Consider the following 18,924-nt stretch of genomic DNA (forward strand, 5'->3'; position numbering starts at 1 on the left):
AGGGCGGGCGGATTGAGCAGTTGATTCGAGCGGCTGGTGCTCAACTTTGGTATTTACCACCTTACTCCCCCGACCTCAACAAAATTGAGAACTGCTGGTCTTGGCTCAAGAGCCGCATCCGCAAACAACTCGACCAGTTTAATTGTTTGCGAGATGCAATCGAGCATGTCTTATGCTTGTCGTCCTAATTACCTTGGCGATTGCTATAGAAGCGAAGCGGCTTCCCGTTTCCCGAAAGATAGGGTAAGCTTTCGGAATGTCTAATGAAAGCAAAAATTCTATTGAAAAAGAGTTGTCTATTTTTAATACAAGCATTTTTAATTTCTAATTGATTACCGTGTCTTACCTTGCCCGCATTCTGGTTTATCCAATCAAATCTCTAGATGGTGTTTCCGTTACCAAAGCAACCATCCTTAAAAGTGGTGCATTACAGTATGACCGAGAGTTTTCTATTTGTGACGCTCAAGGTCGATTCGTGAATGCCAAGCGCAATCCGAAAGTTCACTTACTGCGGACTTCTTTTGACATTGATACGGATACTGAGAAGATTACTCGTGTTTGCTTAGAAGTCCCAGGAACAGAACAAACCCACATTTTTCACATCGATCGGGAACGGACTGAATTAGAAGCTTGGTTGAGCAACTATTTCGACTTTCCCGTAAAACTCTGCCAGAACTTAGTCTCTGGCTTTCCAGATGATACCAATGCCTCCGGGCCAACAGTCATCAGTACCGCCACGCTGGAGACAGTCGCCTCCTGGTTTCCTACCCTGACGGGGGATGAATTGCGGCGACGCCTGCGGGCAAATCTGGAAATTGGAGGCGTCCCGGCATTTTGGGAAGATCGGCTGTTTGGGGCGGAAGAGGATGTGGTGCCGTTTCTGGTGCGAGATGTGCAGATAAATGGGGTCAATCCCTGTCAGCGTTGTGTGGTGCCGACACGAGACTCTCTAATGGGCAAGGTTTACCCTAATTTTCAAAAATTATTTGTGCAAGCGCGGAAAGAAACTTTGCCCAGTTGGGTAGACTCATCTCGATTCAATCACTTTTACCGACTCTCGGTAAACACGCGCATCCCTGAATCGGAAGCCGGTAATATTTTACAGGTGGGAGACGAAGTAGAAATTCAAACACTTAAAAACTAAAAATTAGAGATTATATGGCAGAGACAGGAAACAAAGATCAACAGCATCCCCTCCAAGGACGCGATCGCCAACTCGTTAACAGCCTCTTAACCGGGGAAATGAATGATTTCAATCTGGCGGAACTCGCCCGTCTACGCATTCGTTATCGTGGCTTTCCAGGGGCAAGGGAGATTCAACAAGACCTGGATATGATTCTCCGCCAGTGGAACTTGACAGAAGATGCACTCTTTGAAAAAACTCGTCAGATTCATGCCACAAGTATTGTCTATAAAAGTCGCAGCAAGCGGCAAGATGAAGAAGATTGGAATTAGCGTGCTAGAGCAAATCTCGTTTGGATACAGTATCTTTAAAACCCAAATGTTTTTGCGCGAATGCTTCACCCCTACATAATTCCAACAGGCGTAGGTGATGCATTGCCTTGTAAGGACGGGGAATCATTGAAAGCCTCTCTCCTTCCAGGCGAGAGCATGGAACTGAGGCTTGCTAATTCTTATTTTCAGAGTCAGCTAGTGGCTGAATAGATTCTTCCTCCCAGTAAGCAGAAGGTAACGCCTTTCCCATTGGTTCGCGCTGTACAGACTTTAACTGCTTCTTTTGGGCGATGGGTGTCAAGGAAGGCGATGCAAGGGGGAGCAAAGAATTATTCTGCTGCGTTCCGATCCCGGTTCCCTGATTGACTGCTGGCAATCCAGGTTCTAGAACCTCAGCCACTTGAACTTGCTGCTGTAGGTCTTCTGTCGAAGACACCAAATTGCTGAGTCCATTCACCAAATTTCGCAAATTGTTACGGAAAGCTTCATCCCCTGTCAAATCATCCAGGTCAGATGTAATTTTCTGAGCATTTTCAAACGTCATCCGCGCTGAGTCTAAAGTTTGTTGCAATACAACCAAATTCGTTGGACTGTTAAGAGCGGTGGAAAGATCGCGAAAGTTAGCAGATGCTTGCGCTGCATTGATGGACGCCTGCGCCGCATTTGCAGACACGAGTTCTAAGTTACGCCGTAGTTGTCCACCTCCAAACTGGTTGACTTGCCCTGTTAGGTTACTTGCACTCAGGCGCAGCTGTTCGCTGGCTTGGCTAAAGTTGTTCAAGGTACTGACGAGAGTCGAGCGGTTGCCTACGACCAGACTATTCATATTATCGACGAGCCGATTTACCTGGGTGGCAGTCCCGCTATATTGATTCGCGGTCCTAGAAATCTGATTGGCTGCCAAAGCAACTTGATTGCTGGTTTGATTGGCAGCACTCGTCACTGAATTGGCTGCGACTGAGAAGTTTTTAATTTCTTGTTGCACTGAGCGACTCAAACCTGTGAGTTCGCGGGTAAGTTGAGATACCCCAACGGCGGCGACGCTGGTATTTTTAGCAACTGAGTTGAGGTTGGCAAAGAATGCGGGGTCGCTGTAGAGATTGGCGATGCGGGTGGTGCTGCGAAGCAGTTCATCAAAACTGACCCCAATTTGACCTTGCAGACGATCCTCGTCACAAACAATCAGGCTAGACTGGCATTGCGGATCGAGCGGATTCGCTACCTTCGCGTCTGGCTGGAAGGGCTTCAGGGGAGTAATGTCAATCGAAGTTTCGCTGAGCAGACCGGATTGATTGGCTTCAACGACGACATCACGCGGAATCACTAAGTCAGCCGGTGCAATTTCCATCACCACATCGACGCCATTCGAGCCTGGGTTGATGGCAGTAATTTTCCCAACATTGACGCCGCGATAGCGGACGGGTGCGCCAGCTTGCATCCCGCCAGCATTGACAAATTCTGCCACGACTGTGTAGCTACGGCTACCGGGGTTCATCCCGCGTATCCACAAAATCAGACCCCCAAACAAGAAAAGGGACAGCAGGATTAACAAACCGACGGAGCCTTCTCGAACCGTTCGCGATCGCATCTGTTCTCCTCATACCATTAACAATTAAGAATTAAAAATGCTTACATTAAAAATTCTGCCTTTTTTAATTTTTAATTTTTAATTGATTCTAGCCGATGACGTGAATTGGGCCGGTTACACTTCCACTAAAAAATTGTTGAACGATAGGATTTTGGGTGGTATCAATCTCGCTGACGGCACCTTCCCACTGTACCTGTCCCTGATAGAGAAATATCACTCGGTCAGCCGTGCGGCGAATGGTGCTTTCTTGGTGCGTCACCATGACATAACTGCTACAACTGTCTGGTATTTGCTGCAACTGACGAACTAAATCTTCAATCACTGTGGAAGCAATGGGGTCAAGACCAGCAGTAGGCTCATCATAGAGTAAAACTTCTGGGTTGTCTTGGGGATGGTCTGGATTGGACATAATCGCACGGGCGAAACTCACCCGCTTTCGCATTCCACCCGATAATTGCGAGGGGTAGCGATCGCTAACCCCTGGCAACCCAACCATCTCTAGCTTTTCCTCCACCAATTCTCGTATCCGCCGACGCGACAGTTTAGAACGCTGAAACAGCAGAAAGCCGACATTTTCTTCCACCGTCAGCGAATCGAATAAAGCCGCTTGTTGGAACACCATCCCAATTCCAAGGGGATCTTCGGCATCTTCGATTAAGCCACGACGTCGCTTTCCCAGGATATAAACTTCACCTGAATCAGGAGCCAAAAGTCCCGCAATAATCCGCAAAATCGTCGATTTACCAGTCCCGGAGGGGCCAATAATTGCCAGCGCATCGTCCCGATAAATTGTCAGATCGACCCCATCTAAGATGACATTGTTGCCAAAGGATTTAGAAATTCCCTTTAGTTCGATGAGTGGCTCTGCCATAGAAAGATTGGGGATTGGTAAAAAGTTTTGAGTTTTGAGTTTTGAATTAAAGAACTCTTTTATAACTCAAAATTTAACGCTCATAAATTAAAAGTTTTAATTTTAATTTATGGGCGTTGAATCGAAAAACTCTCTAATCACTCAACACTCAACACACTCTCAGTCCTGATTACCGAACACCCTGACGAACTCCATTCGCTGTAGCTGTGTTGGTTTCTGCTGAGGACGCTTCCAGTCCAAAGACGCGACCAAACACTTTTTCCACCTTGTAGCCGGAATCAATGGACTCCAAGGGGTCTTTGCGGAGCCGGTGACGCAGACACAGGGTGATGACGCGGTGGATATCGTCTACGGTGACTTCAGTGCGTCCTTCTAGGGCAGCGATCGCGCGAGCGGCTCGGTTCGTAACCATATCGCCCCGTAAGCCGTCTACATCCAACTCCGAACAAACTTCGGAGATTTTCACCCGCAAGTCATAGTCCATCGTCACCGAGGACAGGCGTTCTTGAGCGCTGACGAGCTTTTGTTGCAATGCTTGTTGCTGCGGAAGATATTTTTCCAGAAACTTCGGGGGATTTTGGTCAAACTCAGCCCGTTGCTCTACAATTTCCACTCGCAGCGCCGGTTCCTTCACCGTGCGAATTTCTGCGTGCATTCCAAAGCGGTCAAGCAGTTGAGGTCGCAGTTCGCCTTCTTCCGGGTTGCCGGAACCGACTAGCACAAATCTCGCCGGGTGACGGATAGAAATTCCTTCCCGTTCGACGGTGTTCCAGCCGCTTGCCGCTGAGTCGAGCAGCACATCGACTAGGTGGTCGTCAAGTAGGTTGACTTCATCCACATAGAGAATGCCCCGGTTGGCTTTCGCGAGGAGTCCGGGTTCAAAGGCTCTGACTCCTTGGGATAAAGCTTTTTCAATGTCGATAGTGCCGCAGACGCGGTCTTCTGTCGCACCGAGCGGCAGGTCAACCATCGTCACTTTTTTGTGGGCGACGGGAATTTCTTCCTGTTTCGCCAAGCGATCGCGCACGCTGTCGCTCATCAAATCGGGGTCTCTTGGATGACTATTAAACGGGTCATCGGCAACGACTTCGATTTCTGGCAACAGGTCAGCCAAAGCCCGGATCGTGGTGGATTTGCCCGTTCCGCGATCGCCCATAATCATCACGCCGCCAATGTAGGGGTCAATCACATTCAGCAGCAAGGCCAGTTTCATCTCTTCCTGACCCACGATAGCAGTGAAAGGAAAAACGACACGGCGTGCCGTAGGGGACGCTGAGGCTGTCGGACTCACAGAATTGTTACCCATCTTATTATTCACCGCCTTTCATTGTGCCACTTTTCGCTTCATCCGAACCGAAAATTCCGAATCCATTGAAGATGAGTGAATTCAGAATTTTGCTAAACGGCATGGGTTCAATTTTTCTGAAGCGATCGCATTTTTTAGGCAAATCTTCATCTAAAACATTTTTCAAACGATGTCAATCCCCCCTCACCTGTAGCACCCACATCCTGACTACCGCCTGACTACCGGATGATGTTTACGCGGGAGCGCTAGGAAGCCGTTTCAACTCCTGTAGCACCTCTGTAGCTGACTGGTAACGAGTCACAAAGTGGAAGTGCACCATCTTATCCAAAATCTCGGCAAATTCGTCTCGCACTGAGGCAAATTCGCGCCAATTAATGTTGCCGGTGTTCCGGTCAGTTTCCAGCTTACTAGGCGGTATCCCCGTCACTGCCTCCACCCCAATCATGCCCAAGGCGTAGATATCACTGCTGAACCTAGGGTGTCCGTCGTATTGCTCAGCCGGAGTATAACCACGGGTGCCGATAGCAATGGTGCGGTTTTCCTGTTCGCTTTCTTCTTGGGGCTGAATCTGTTTCACGGCACCAAAGTCAATTAAAACTAAGCGACCGTCTTTTTCTCGGCGAATAATATTACTCGGCTTAATATCCCGGTGGATGACTTGGTTTTCATGGATAAATACCAGAATTTCCAGAACCCCGCACAGGATTTCCACCACTTGCGCTTCCGGTAGGCGCTTATCTATCAATAGTTCATCGGTGAGCGGATGACCTTTAATAAATTCTTCAATTAAATAGAATTCTTCGTTTTCTTCAAAATAGGCAAGTAACTGCGGAATCTGAGAATGGTGCCCCAAGCTTTCCAGAATGGCGGCTTCTGTAAAAAATAGCCGTTTTGCCAATTTCAAGAATTTTTCATCCCGAAGCGCAGGCATTAAATGCTTAACCGCACACTGGGGCTTACCGGGTCGCATGGTATCTTCGGCTAAATACGTATGACCAAACCCGCCCGAAGCCAGAGGTCGAAGAATCTTGTAGCGTCCCATCAATAGAGACGGTCGCAGGGAGTCGCCGTACTTTACGGGAGAGGAATCTAATAATCGCTGGCGCTCCAGTCGCTCAGGTTCTGTAATTACATCTAAGCTAGGCTGCCACGGCTGAGTCTCATCATCATCATAATCATCGCGATTAGGCAGAACTGATAGGGGAGCTGGCGCGATCGCTGTTGCTACCTCTGCTTCTTCCTCAATCCTCGGTTCCTGATTCTTCTGTTGTAGAAGTGCTTGCATCTGTGCCAGGTTGAATTGCTGTTCCTGAACCAGAAGCGCGATTTTTTTCTGATTTTGTTCGGCTTGGTGAGCGCTATAAGCCACGACACCAGCAGCCGTTCCCACCAACGCGATCGCAGAGGGAACCACTGGCACCCATCCCGCCTGGGTAAACAGCACCCAACACGACCCAAACAGGACACCCAACGCGGCTCCCTGTCCCAGTAACAAGTGCCCTGGATGCCGCAGCCGCAAAGCCATCAACCCGCCAGTTACAGACCAACCCAATACCCACAAAGCTTCTCCCCAATCCGACCAGAACCAAAATAAACGACGCCCATCCAGGACAGCACTGAGCATCTGGCTTACCAGATGGGCATGAGTGACAACTCCAGGCATTTTCCGATTTCCCTTCTGTGCGCCACTGTAGGGAGTATAGAAGGCGTCATCAATACTGGAAGCAGTAACCCCGATGAGAACGATGCGGTCTTTTACCCAGCTAGGGTCAAACTGACCGTTGAGGACTTGACTCATCGTTACCTGGTTAAAAGGACGGTTGGCAGAGCGGTAATTGATGAGGATTTGGTACCCCCGTGCATCCAGACCTTGATATCCTCCATCATTAGGCTCCAGAGGTTTGAAGACAGTGTTGTTCCAACGGAGAGGTGGGGTGTCTGAAGCAACGATTCCTTCTTTTTCCAAGTAACGTTGAACCAGTTGGAAGCTAAAGGAGTTCGGGTTAGGGCAAGGCTTGTGAGCGGAGGGAGAGACAAATAACAAACCCCGACGGATAACGCCATCAGAATCAGTCTTCCCGATATCGGCAAAGCCAGCCTGGTCTCCGGCAATTTTGGGTGGTGGAGGAGTGCCGGGGCTTTCCGAGTCTTTGACGGCACACACCGGAACGATGCGGCGATCGCTACTCATCAGCTTGGAGAATGCCGCATGACCGGGTTCTACGGGCAAATCCCGATAAATATCTAGCCCGACAGTACGCGGATCGTTTGCCAGCAATTTTGCTAGCATCTGATGCATTCGTTCGTCAGACAGGGGATATTGCTTGTAAGTTTGGATGTCTGCTTCGGTAACAGCAACTACCAAGATCCGGGGATCTGGCTCTTCGGCTGGTCGTAACCGCATCATCTGGTCATAAGCACCTAGTTCCAGCGTCTCCAGCAGACCTTGTTGCCGGACTCCCAGCACTAAGAGGGAGACCACCACACTGACCACCAGTGCTGGTTGTCCCAAGATTAAGGCAGCAGTGCGTCTTAGGTGCGATCGCACTGTATGGAAATTCCCCTTTGAAAGCCGATCTATCACAGGAACGTTGTCAGGTTAGAAAGTAAAAAGCTTAATTAAAAGGTTGGAATGGTTAAAACTTACCGATCTTAACAAGCGATCGCTACGACGTATGGGAATACTTACAGCGTACAAATTTGCTTGCGTTACCCTAGCCCTGCTGTCCGATAACAGCCTGCTTTTGCCACTTCAAGCCTGCATGGCTTTTAGAAATAAATGCCTCCTGTCCCTATTTGCATTCTAGTGTTCGTAACTGACTGTGAGTATCGCTCTGCCGTTTCGATCGATCGGTTATTTTCCTTTAGTCTTTTGTCACTCTAGTCCTTCTTTACCATACTTAAGTCTTGGTGGTAACTTTCTTAAGTGGTTATTTTGCGTGTTCTTTCGCTTGAGGTACATTCATCGCTAGTTTCGGTGTTGGCAGATTCTTTAGCAATTGAGCGTGCGAGGCGAGAGACGGCAAAGTTGGTAGTAGACAGTAGAAAAATAGACTCATTGCTTCTAATTTTTCCTCTAAAAGAAGTATTTTTCAGCTAAAATCTGCCGCATTGCTAGGAATAATGATAATTTTTGCCCGCTCCTGAATTCGGATTTTTTATTAGACGTTACTCTATACTTTCTTCTTGCTTTGTCTACGGCTAAGCTTTTTACAATTTCAATTTAATAATTCAGCCAAAATTGAAACAAAATTAATAATTAAAAATAATTTTAATAAAACCATAAGCGTATTTTATGAAACCAATCTTACCTATTTTGTCCTCATGCAGGCAGATAAGATTCACGCTCCTCAATTCTCTTGATTTCAGCGCCAAGCTGGCTTTCTCCCCAATAGTTTGGAGAGGACTGCGATAAATGGTAGTCAATCGGGCAAAATGTTAATTTTCGCAGGTTCCAGCTACTTAAATTGATTCGCACTCACTTCAGACTTTCCGGTTGGGTTTCGCACAAAGACGAAACCCAACACCTCCCTTAGTTTTTGTTGGGTCACTCTCTCTTGAAGACTCCGTCTACATGACCTCAAACCAACCTACAATGATAGATAAGCTGGGTGAGAGAATTTATTAATCCGTGTCCGATGCTTCAGAGCGAATTAGGTGTACGTTTTGTTCCCAATTAACCCCATCAAAAGGCACAATGCAAAAGCGAGACACCACATCCTCATCCAGACAACGCACGTTGACATCAATAGATTCGGGATGGGAACGGGGACGATAAAAAGGGTGAATCCCACAAATACGGCAGAAGATGTGCTTAGCAACACCCGTGTTGAAGGTGTAGGTTGTCAATAAGTCTGCACCGCTTAGCAAGGTAAAACGTTCGGACGGCACAATTAGATGTAAAAATCCCTTCTTCCTACAGATGGAACAGTTGCAGTCATCTGCCTTATGTTCGTCAACGATTACCCGAAAGCGGACTGCGCCACAGTGACAGCCGCCTTCGTAGGTAATTGGTTCTTCTGTTTGTGCGCTCATATTAGTCATTCACGGTTAGCAGAGTTTGGTTGATTTCCAGTTCCTAGTCTATTGTTAATGGCTATTTTCTAGCACTTCTCTCGCAAATAATGGTTAAAGTGTAGAGAAAAGCGTGGTTCGCTACTTTTATGACCGCTCTACAACTATAATAAATTAAACATAAATATATATTTCTTTATGAGATTAAAAGTAAATATTGTTTAGTATAAACAAAAACCAATTTTAAAATCAGTTAGGAAATTCTAACGTAAAAGAGCCATTACTTAGGTTTTCTCAGGAGGTAATGTTTTTTATCGAGCTGCAATGAGTTATTATAATTGCTGGCTCAAATATCTATGATAGACATAGCCTTTTTAGAAAGCGAACGATTGAGTTGGTATAGCATTTAACATTACATAGCCATAACTGAGGCATTCAAACCCATCAAACAACTTGCTATTTAGTCCATTAAATTAGTTTTTTGATAAACAAAGATAAAAAATTTAGTCCCTCTATCTCTATGAAAAAAAAGGGGTAAGAGATTACAAAATGGACGCAAATCACCAGCCAATTGGGCATGACTATTTACAAGGTGAAGGTGCTTCTGGAGAGTTACAACAAACTATCGCGGGTGCAGATGTAGAACGTCCCCAACTTGAGGAAGAACTGCGGAACACGAGAGCTGAACTAGAAGCATACCGAACACTGTACAACAAGACTCCCTGTATTCACTTTACTTTGGATTCAGAAGGAGTCGTTGTTGGGGTTAATCAGTTTGGAGCGGCTCGTCTTGGTTATAGCGTCCAAGAGTTGGTTGGAAAAACAATTTTCAGCACTTTTGCTCCTGACGAGCGAGAAAAGTTAAAAGCTGAGTTTGCTCAGTTTTTGCAACAAGCAATTCAAGAAGCATTTGAGTTGAGTTCAGGGATCGAGTCAAACGCTTTGGTTACTAGTTGGGAATTGCGCGCCTGTTGCAAAGATGGCAGCATTTTATGGGTAAATGTTACCGCTAGCATTGTACAAAGAACGAATACGGATAGAGTTGTCCTCCTGGTTTGCGATGACATAACTGAGCGCAAACAAGCACAGGAACGTCTACATTTACTGGAGCAGGTTCTCCGTGATTGCTGCAATGGCATTGTCCTTACCGACTCCAATCAACCAGATAATCCAATTATTTATATCAATCCAAGTTTTGAGCGTTTAACAGGCTACTCTGCTGAGGAAATCATAGGGTACAACTGCCGCTTCTTGCAGGGCGCTGACACTGCTCAGCCAGCACTTGATGAGCTACGAATGGCGATTAGGGAAGCTAGAGAATGCCATGTCACCTTACGCAACTATCGCAAAGATGGCACCCTTTTCTGGAACGAACTCTATCTTTCCCCAATCGGGAGTCCACAAGGGAATCTAATCGGTTTTGTGGGGATTCAGACTGACATTACCGAGCGCAAACAGGCAGAAGAGGCACTAAGCAAAAGCGAAGCAAAAAATCGCGCTCTTATAAGTGCCATCCCGGATTTGATCTTCCGAATTAGCAAAGATAGCACTTATTTGGACGTCAAAGCAGCTAGAGACTTTGATACGTTCTTACCTGCTCAGGAATTCTTAGGTAAAAAGTTAGACGAGGTTTTGCCCACAGAAGTCGCTGAGAAAGCCAAATACCATGTGGAGCAAGCACTTTCTACGAACGAAATCCAAATCTTCGAGTATCAGCTTCCCAAAAATGGCAATTTGCACGATTACGAGGCGCGGCTTGTTGTCAGTGGGGAAGATGAAGTTTTAGTCATTGTGCGCGATATTAGCGATCGCAAAGCCGCGGAAGAGTCACTAAGACAGCAAACCGAGCGGGAACGACTGCTGAGGGCGATGCTAGAACGCATCCGTCAGTCTTTAAATTTAGACGAGATTCTCAACACGACGGTGTCTGAAGTCCGGCAATTTCTCGCCTCCGATCGAGTGATCGTTTTCCGCTTTCAGCCGGACTGGAGTGGAGTCGTGGTAGTGGAGTCTGTCGCCAACGGTTGGACTCCCATCCTGGGAACAACAATCCACGATCCTTGCTTTGAACAAGTCTATGTCCAGTACCAACAGGGTCGCACTAAAACTATAGAAGATATTTATACAGCCGAGTTGAGTCAGTGTCACATCGATTTACTACATCGGCTTCAAGTTAGAGCCAGCTTGATCGTCCCGATTCTGCAAGGAGAGGAATTGTGGGGACTGCTAATTGCCCATAATTGTTCGCAACCCCGACAGTGGCAACAGTTGGAAATTGATTTGCTTTGTTCGTTGGCAACCCAGGTAGCGATCGCAATTCAGCAAGCCGAACTCTACAACCAAATGCAACAGCAAGCTCAGCGCGAGCAAGCACTGAATCGGTCTATTTCTGCAATTCGTAGCTCTCTAGAATTAGAAGTAATTTTTGCCACAGCCACAACGGAAATTGGTCAGCTTTTGCACATCGACCACGTTTCCATCCTGCAATATCTTCCGCAGCGGCAGGTTTGGCTGAATGTGGCACTTTACTATCAAGGTTCCAGTTTGTCGAGCAGGCTGGGTATGGAATTTCCAGATGTAGACAATTTGTTGGGAAGGCAACTCAAGCAGTTACAAGTGGTTTCCATTCACGATACTCAGACTATCGAGGATGAGGGGAATAAGCCTCTAGCAGAGGCTTATCCGGGTGCTTGGTTGTTGGTACCGATACACTTTCAAGGAAACCTCTGGGGAATCTTAACACTATCGATGGAAGGTCGTCCTCGCTACTGGCAAGACTCAGAGGTAGACCTGGTTTGTGCCTTCGCGGCTCAACTGGCGATCGCGATTGGGCAATCCACCCTGTTTAAGCAGGTGCAGCAGCTGAACGCCAATCTAGAACGCCAAGTGCAACAACGCACAACCCAACTGCAAAAAGCGCTTGGCTTTGAAGCCGTGCTAAAACGCATCACCGACAAAGTCCGCGATAGTCTCGACGAAAGCCAGATTTTACAGGTAGCCGTTCGAGAGTTAGCGCTTTCATTTAATATGGGCAGCTGTCATGCTTCGCTCTACAACCTGGAGCAAGAAACTGCCACAATTTGCTACGAGTACGCCACCTCAATGCCTTCCTCGCAGGGTCAGGTGATGCAAATGGCAGACTTCCCGGAAATTTACGCTCCTCTACGACAAGGTAAATGTTTCCAATCTTGTTCAATCAGTCCCGACTTTGTCCGGAGTAAGGTGGCGATGTTGGCTTGCCCGATATTGGACGATCAAGGAGTGCTGGGGGATTTGTGGTTATTCCATCGCCCAGACTATACCTTCAAAAAACTAGAGATCCGGCTGGTGCAACAAGTGGCGAATCAATGCGCGATCGCAATCCGTCAAGCCCGATTTTATCAAGCATCCCTAGCACAAGTGGAGGAACTCGAAAAACTCAATCGGCTCAAAGATGAATTCCTCAGCACCGTTTCTCACGAATTACGTTCGCCCGTATCCAACATGAAAATGGCGGCTCAGATGTTGGAAATCACCCTCAAGCGCGAGGGTGTCTTGGATGCCAAAATACCAAAACCCCCTACAGAGGTCAGCAAAGTCAGTCTCTACTTGCAGATATTGCAGAAGGAATGCAAACGGGAAACCGATTTAATCAACGATTTGCTTGATTTACAACGCCTAGAGGCAGGGACGCGACCCTTGGATTTAGACGTCATCGAACTTCATCTCTGGTTGCCCCAAATTGTAAAACCTTTTCAAGAGCGTGCCCAAAACCGCCAACAAATCTTGCAGGTTGACATCCCCTCTCAATTACCTCGTTTAGTTTCCGATTCATCTAGTCTGGAACGCATCCTCGCAGAGTTGCTCAACAATGCTTGTAAATACACTCCCCCAGGAGAAAAAATTGTCCTTACCGCCGAAGCGAAATCGGGAACCCTTCAATTGAGTGTCAAAAATTCTGGAGCTGAAATTCCTCAGAGCGAGCTAACCCGCATTTTTGATAAATTTTACCGAGTTCCCAATGCCGATCCCTGGAAGCAAGGCGGAACTGGCTTGGGACTGGCACTGGTGAAGAAACTGACAGAGCATTTAGGAGGCGAAATCTGGGTTGAGAGTGGATCGGGTCAAACCGGCTTTATCATAGAGCTACCGATTAATTTTGCTTATAGTTAACTTTCCCCAACGCCTTCCCCAACCCCAAGGGAAACACGAAGGCATCACATCCCTGCGGTGTGGCAAATCTAGCGATTTTGGTTTGGATGCACTACGGTTTAACTCTATCCCTTCCGCAGAAAGGGGTTCAATATCCCCGCTGGGTGAATAGCGAGGGGTTGAGGGCGAAGTTCCAAGTGTATTGCACGCCAGAGTGAGAACCGCTATCAAGTACGGATGTCAATTCGTCGCTTCTTAAATCTCTACAATTTTTTTTTAGCTGGACAACTGACATGATGTGGTTTTGAATGTAAGAGCATATACGAGGTCGTAACAAACGCCCTTCCTATCCCATCTACTTCAGTTGCTAATTTAGTTGCTAAGTTAACCCGATTTGAGTAGGGTGTTAAGTTATGATTCTCGGAGTGCATCAGTTGCGACTATTTGTGGTTCAGTTACCGTTGAAAAGCAAGAGCGATGAGTGAAAAGAGTACAGCATTTCTGGCCGGGGCTGCCTTCGCCGGAATTGCAGCTTTCGTCTTGCTTAGAACTGGCGGGAATCCCAGTCAAGCCAACCTGCCGACTTACCTGCCCTCGCCACCGCAGCCAGGACAGCCCTATGGCTCGATGCAGCAGCTGCCGCCTCCGCCTCCGACTGCGGCTGGTGTCTCGCCGGATACGACTCCCTATTGCTTACAGCAGCAGAGCGAAACTCAAAGGCTAAAAGATCGGCTGGAACAGCAACAAAGTGAAACCGAGCAGGTGAAAGCCCAGCTGCGGAATCAGCAAATGGTGATTGAGGCTCTGACTACGCAGGCAAAAGCAAATGTCTATCCTCCGCCGGTCAACCCAACCCAAGCCTTGCCTCCTATTCAAGAGCAACAGCCCCTAAATCCCATGCTGACAGGCATCCTCTGGGCAGTAGGAGGCATGGTTCTCACTGTCATTAGTGGGGTTGTGCTGGCAGCAGCCTTTGCTTTGCTGTCGCAACAGCAGCGTCCTCCCCGGACAGTACAAGTGATTCACCCCATCCAGCCCCCTCCGCCAACCTTATCTCACAGACGGCGTTCTGAGTTTCTGCCCCCGCAGCTAGAAGGTAGGCGGAATGACTCCATCGACTACGACAGGTAGAGAAACGTTGACCGCTTCTGAGCTATCTAGCAGGATGTTGTGTCATTGCCACTAGGCTTGAAGTGCGGATAAATCAGAAGCCACCAGATGGTCAATCAATTCAATTACCCCAGCACCGCGATCGCCCTTCGTGACAAAATCGGCAATCTCTTTGAGCATGGGCAGGGCGTTGGCGACGGCGACGCCACACTCGCACAGGTTCAGCAAGGCGCTATCGTTTTCGGCATCGCCAACGCCTACGGTGTTGTGCGGCGATAATCCCAATTCGCTCAATGCCACGCTTAACCCAGAGGCTTTGTATCTTCCAGGCAATTGAATGCTATAGTTGCTTTGATTTTAATGGGAATAGGCGGCGTTACTGCTCTTACAGGTAGAGATAAGTTAGTTTTATCAATTTAAATTGCCTGACTTAGTTGTTGAATTTCTCTACTGGCGTATTTCAAGGGTTGTTTTTGACAGGTTCTAGCCCGCACTTGTAGTAAGCGATCGCCCAATCTTCTTGCGCCTGCACAATTAAGACGCGCACGGCTGACTCGTCGCTAGCAATGTCTTCATCTATCGGCGATCGCTCATTTTTTTCGAGTCGAGTTTTAAACCCAAAACTGCCGAGTGAGGTCAGCATCGCCCCAATGTGCCTGAGAAGCGAATGGATATAGACATCTAACGCCCATTGAGCGCGTTAGTTGCCTTTTGCAACGGCACTCTGAATCTAGGGCAGATATCCCGATAAAAAAGTGCCACTTAAGGGACACCTGGCAATACTTTTTCAATCGCTTCAATTCCCTTTAAGTTGCCTGGGTAATAGAGTAGGGTTAAGCCTCAATGAAATATTTTTTAAAATGTCAGCTTGACTTTCTTCTCTAGTCATTACAGCGTCTTGCTTGCGATCGCTTCCCTCGTTCCAGGTAAACTTAAACGAGACGTAATTTCAGCCGCTATGCATCAACGAGTTTGTTTAGTTGATAGCAATCCTTATTCATTCATGAACTAGGATTGCACTAATTACTCCTTTTTGACATTCAATATGATATTTTGAGGCTTTTAAATACCTTGAGAGCGACAAGAGCCGACTTCCTTTGCATCCCTCTTAAGTTCTCTTCGCCAAGGATATTTTTTCAAAGAGGTGCATATCAAACGGAAAATGCTATAAATTCAAACTAAATCTTTAGGATAGAAAAACCAGTCCCTCTTTTTTTTGTCGTCAGCTAAAAGCCTTAATAGATAACAACTATTGGGCTTGCATCCTCCAGCAATGGGTGGATGATTGAAAATTCTCAACATATATTAGGGATATGACAATTCTGTAGCTATCTATGAGCTACTGCATCAATCCCTGCTGCCCCAAACCTAACGATCCAGCCAACGCCAACAACCGTATTTGCCGCAATTGTGGCTCAGAGTTGCTGGTACAAGGGCGCTATCAGGTCATGCGCCTACTGAGTGACAACAGTGGCTTCGGCAATATTTATGAAGCCTACGAGGGCGCAACCCCCAAAATCCTGAAGATCCTCAAAAAAGATCACAACACGAATGCCAGAGTCGTCGAGCTATTTCAGCAAGAAGCCATTGTATTAAGCCAGCTGAATCATCCCGGCATCCCCAAAGTTGAGCCTGATGGATACTTCCAGTTTTATCCCAGAAACAGCCGAGAGCCAGTGTATGGCATCATCATGGAGAAAATTGATGGTCCCAACTTAAAAGAGTGGATGCAACAACAGGGCGATCGCCCTCTCGATCAGCGGCTAGCTCTTGACTGGTTAAAACAGCTCGCTGAGATTTTACATCTTGTCCACCAAAAAAACTATTTCCATCGTGATATTAAACCCGCAAATATCATGATGCGCTCTACAGGGCATCTGGTATTAATTGACTTTGGCACCGCCAGAGAGATGACCTATACTTACCTTGCGGAAGTCGGCGGCGCAGGCAGTGTCACGAGGATTAGTTCTGCTGGCTATACACCTCCAGAGCAAGAAAAAGGTCATGCTGTACCCCAGTCAGATTTCTATGCCTTGGGCAGAACTTTTGTTTATCTGCTGACTGGCAAACTAGCAACAGATCGCGCAATTTATGAACCTTTAACGGATAAATTTAATTGGCGCAATCATGCACCGGGTATTTCACCCTTACTGGCAGATTTTATTGATAAACTGATGGCTCCTACCGCAGGAGCGCGGCACAAAAATACTCAAGAAATTTTAGATGAACTCGCTAAAATTTCACAGTCTTTATCTAGACATAAACCTTCTCCTAATTTTAGTCTGATTGGTATCGGGGCAATTGTTGGGATACTTCCACCTTGGAAGCCTTCATTAGCCCCAACGATCATTGTTAGTAAGAAAAATAAAAATAAATGGTTGGTGGGGGGAGCCGTTGCTTGCTTGGTCGGATTAGGAGGATATGGAATTTGGCAACTCTCTTACCAAGACGCACCCAAAGTTATCGCTTATGAAAATCTTTCGGGAGTTAAAACGCTTCATGGACATGAAAGCCAGGTAAATTCTCTGGCGATTAGCCCGGATGGACAAATTTTAGCTAGTAGCAGTGCCGATAAAACAATTAGAATTTGGAACCAGTCTACAGCCAAAGAGATTCGCCTCATAAAAGGGCATGATAGCTACATAAATTCTCTAGCGATTAGCCCAGATGGAAATACATTAATAAGTGGCAGCGCCGATAAAACAATCAAAATTTTGAATATTTCTACTGGTCAAGAAATCCGTAGATTAAAGGGACATTCTAACCCTATTAATTCTGTTGCGATTAGCTTTGATTGGCAGACTCTAGCCAGTGGCAGCGCCGATAGAACAATTAAAATTTGGGATATTTCTACGGGTAAAGCAATCCGCACGCTTCAGGGTCATTCCCAACCTGTTAATTCCGTTGCAATTAGCCCAGATGGGCAGACTTTAGCCAGTGCTAGTGCCGATAAAACAATTAAAATCTGGGATATTTCTACTGGCAAAGCAATCCGCACACTTCAGGGGCATTCTCAACCTGTTAATTCCGTTGCAATTAGCTCGGATGGGCAGATTTTAGCCAGTGCTAGTGCTGACAAAACGATTAAGATTTGGGATTTAAACACTGGGAAACAAATTCACACCCTCACCCGGCATTCTAACTATGTGAATTCGGTTGTGATTAGCTCAGATGGACAAACTTTAGTTAGTGGCAGTGCGGACAAAACAATTAAAATTTGGAATCTTTCAACGGGTGAAGAAATTCGCACGCTTACCGGGCATTCTAGCTGGGTTAAATGTATTGTGATTAGCCCGGATGGGCAGACGATTGCTACTGGCAGTGGTGACAGTACTATCAAAATTTGGCAGGTGCCGGTCGCAGATGCCCGATAACAAATGCTCGATAACTAAGGCGGTTGCGTACTGGGTGGCGGCGGCTCTTAGAGGTTAATCGGCTGCGCTTGTGCAATCAATACGGTTAGGTTAGTCAAAAGATGCCAGAATCGTCACTGTGTAGAGATAAGGGCGATCGCGTCTCTAAAATCTATGGTAATCTTCAATTTTTTCGAGAAGCCTGAACAATGAAGAATGATTAACCGTGCTATTCGATAAGTTGACTGGTGCTGACCTACTGCTCTACTCATTATCGGATTTCCATTGTCTAAATACTAACCTTAGGCAGAGCCGAAATAATTAAGTTCCTAGTAATATTAACGAAAGTTTTTAAGCGGCGAAGAGTAATGAATCCCGAAACATCGGTATCAACAGCGTGGGAAAAAATTCAGGCAATGAGCGATAGCCTGATTGTCATGCTGCCAAATATTGTGTTAGCAGTAATCGTCTTTGCGATATTCTTTTTCGCAGCAAGAACGATTAAGGCGACGGTCAGACGGCTTACCAGAAGGCATCGACAAGCTCGGAATCTGGGGCTGGTGCTAGGTCGTTTGTCGCAGGGAATTGTTATTTTAGTCGGTTTATTTGTATCATTATCCATCGTCATCCCGACATTCAAAGCTGGAGATTTAGTTCAACTGTTAGGTATCAGTGGGGTCGCAATTGGGTTTGCATTCCGCGATATTCTCCAGAATTTTCTGGCTGGTATTTTAATTCTGTTGACCGAGCCATTCCAGATCGATGACCAAATCGTATTTAAAGACTTCGAGGGAACGGTTGAAAACATCCAGACGCGAGCCACGACCATTAGAACCTATGATGGTCGTCGCATCGTGATTCCGAATTCTGAGCTGTTTACAAACTCGGTAACGGTGAACACTGCTTTCGAGAATCGCCGCCTTCAGTACGACGTGGGTATTGGTTACGGCGACGACATTGACCGGGCGAAACAACTGATTCTAGAAGCGATCGCTAGCGTCGATGGTGTTTTGGAAGATCCAGCTCCCGACGCCCTTGTAGTGGATCTAGCTGACAGTACGGTGAATATCCGCGCCCGTTGGTGGGTACAGCCGCC

At 46.8% G+C, this 18,924-nt stretch carries 15 protein-coding genes; 7 read left to right on the top strand and 8 right to left on the bottom strand.

Features of this window, described 5'->3' with window-relative positions; translation table 11 throughout:
- From NDI34_RS24410 to NDI34_RS24420, 3 genes are all read left to right on the top strand, one after another.
- Positions 1 to 188 (top strand): transposase (locus tag NDI34_RS24410; RefSeq protein WP_348232469.1); only part of this gene is annotated, 188 nt, incomplete at its 5' end.
- A gap of 149 nt (positions 189 to 337) precedes the next feature.
- The gene (locus tag NDI34_RS24415; protein ID WP_348234093.1) at positions 338 to 1,144 is read left to right on the top strand and encodes an MOSC N-terminal beta barrel domain-containing protein; all 807 of its coding nucleotides are present in this window, start codon (positions 338 to 340) and stop codon (positions 1,142 to 1,144) included.
- Positions 1,145 to 1,158: 14 nt separating this feature from the next.
- Entirely contained in the window at positions 1,159 to 1,455 is a 297-nt protein-coding gene (locus NDI34_RS24420) for a DUF3288 family protein (RefSeq protein ID WP_190412039.1), read from the top strand.
- 172 nt (positions 1,456 to 1,627) lie between these two features.
- Here NDI34_RS24420 and NDI34_RS24425 read toward each other — a convergent pair whose 3' ends face one another.
- From NDI34_RS24425 to NDI34_RS24450, 6 genes are all read right to left on the bottom strand, one after another.
- Positions 1,628 to 3,043 carry an MlaD family protein gene (locus tag NDI34_RS24425; RefSeq protein WP_348234094.1) on the bottom strand — a complete coding sequence of 472 codons (1,416 nt, stop codon included), beginning with the start codon at positions 3,041 to 3,043 and terminating at the stop codon, positions 1,628 to 1,630.
- Positions 3,044 to 3,131: 88 nt separating this feature from the next.
- Positions 3,132 to 3,914 carry an ABC transporter ATP-binding protein gene (locus NDI34_RS24430; protein ID WP_190429226.1) on the bottom strand — a complete coding sequence of 261 codons (783 nt, stop codon included), beginning with the start codon at positions 3,912 to 3,914 and terminating at the stop codon, positions 3,132 to 3,134.
- 169 nt (positions 3,915 to 4,083) lie between these two features.
- Positions 4,084 to 5,205 (bottom strand): magnesium chelatase ATPase subunit I, encoded by a 1,122-nt coding sequence (gene bchI, locus NDI34_RS24435; RefSeq protein WP_190531894.1) that lies wholly within the window; start codon positions 5,203 to 5,205, stop codon positions 4,084 to 4,086.
- A gap of 19 nt (positions 5,206 to 5,224) precedes the next feature.
- A complete protein-coding gene (locus NDI34_RS24440; RefSeq protein WP_190429225.1) occupies positions 5,225 to 5,386 on the bottom strand; it encodes a hypothetical protein in 162 nt (53 codons plus the stop codon).
- A gap of 66 nt (positions 5,387 to 5,452) precedes the next feature.
- Complete coding sequence (locus NDI34_RS24445) at positions 5,453 to 7,768, bottom strand: CHASE2 domain-containing serine/threonine-protein kinase (protein WP_348234095.1); 2,316 nt, start codon at positions 7,766 to 7,768, stop codon at positions 5,453 to 5,455.
- Positions 7,769 to 8,844: 1,076 nt separating this feature from the next.
- Positions 8,845 to 9,255, bottom strand: coding sequence for a GFA family protein (locus NDI34_RS24450; RefSeq protein WP_190531853.1), 411 nt, complete (start codon positions 9,253 to 9,255; stop codon positions 8,845 to 8,847).
- A gap of 528 nt (positions 9,256 to 9,783) precedes the next feature.
- Between NDI34_RS24450 and NDI34_RS24455 the strand changes: the two genes are divergently transcribed.
- Positions 9,784 to 13,386 (top strand): GAF domain-containing protein, encoded by a 3,603-nt coding sequence (locus NDI34_RS24455; protein WP_348234096.1) that lies wholly within the window; start codon positions 9,784 to 9,786, stop codon positions 13,384 to 13,386.
- A gap of 456 nt (positions 13,387 to 13,842) precedes the next feature.
- Positions 13,843 to 14,496, top strand: a complete 654-nt coding sequence (locus NDI34_RS24460) for a heterocyst differentiation related protein (RefSeq protein WP_348234097.1) — start codon at positions 13,843 to 13,845, stop codon at positions 14,494 to 14,496.
- 51 nt (positions 14,497 to 14,547) lie between these two features.
- On the opposite strand, the gene NDI34_RS24465 is transcribed toward NDI34_RS24460, so the two are convergent.
- Complete coding sequence (locus NDI34_RS24465; RefSeq protein WP_348234098.1) at positions 14,548 to 14,808, bottom strand: HAD hydrolase family protein; 261 nt, start codon at positions 14,806 to 14,808, stop codon at positions 14,548 to 14,550.
- Positions 14,809 to 14,935: 127 nt separating this feature from the next.
- Entirely contained in the window at positions 14,936 to 15,118 is a 183-nt protein-coding gene (locus NDI34_RS24470) for a hypothetical protein (RefSeq protein ID WP_190428467.1), read from the bottom strand.
- 691 nt (positions 15,119 to 15,809) lie between these two features.
- Between NDI34_RS24470 and NDI34_RS24475 the strand changes: the two genes are divergently transcribed.
- Together NDI34_RS24475 and NDI34_RS24480 are read left to right on the top strand one after the other, a co-directional pair.
- Positions 15,810 to 17,849, top strand: a complete 2,040-nt coding sequence (locus NDI34_RS24475; RefSeq protein ID WP_348234099.1) for a serine/threonine-protein kinase — start codon at positions 15,810 to 15,812, stop codon at positions 17,847 to 17,849.
- 347 nt (positions 17,850 to 18,196) lie between these two features.
- A partial coding sequence (locus NDI34_RS24480; RefSeq protein WP_348234100.1) for a mechanosensitive ion channel family protein occupies positions 18,197 to 18,924 on the top strand: 728 nt, incomplete at its 3' end.

The organism is Trichocoleus sp. DQ-U1, from assembly GCF_039961925.1.
Lineage (GTDB): Bacteria > Cyanobacteriota > Cyanobacteriia > Cyanobacteriales > FACHB-T130 > FACHB-T130.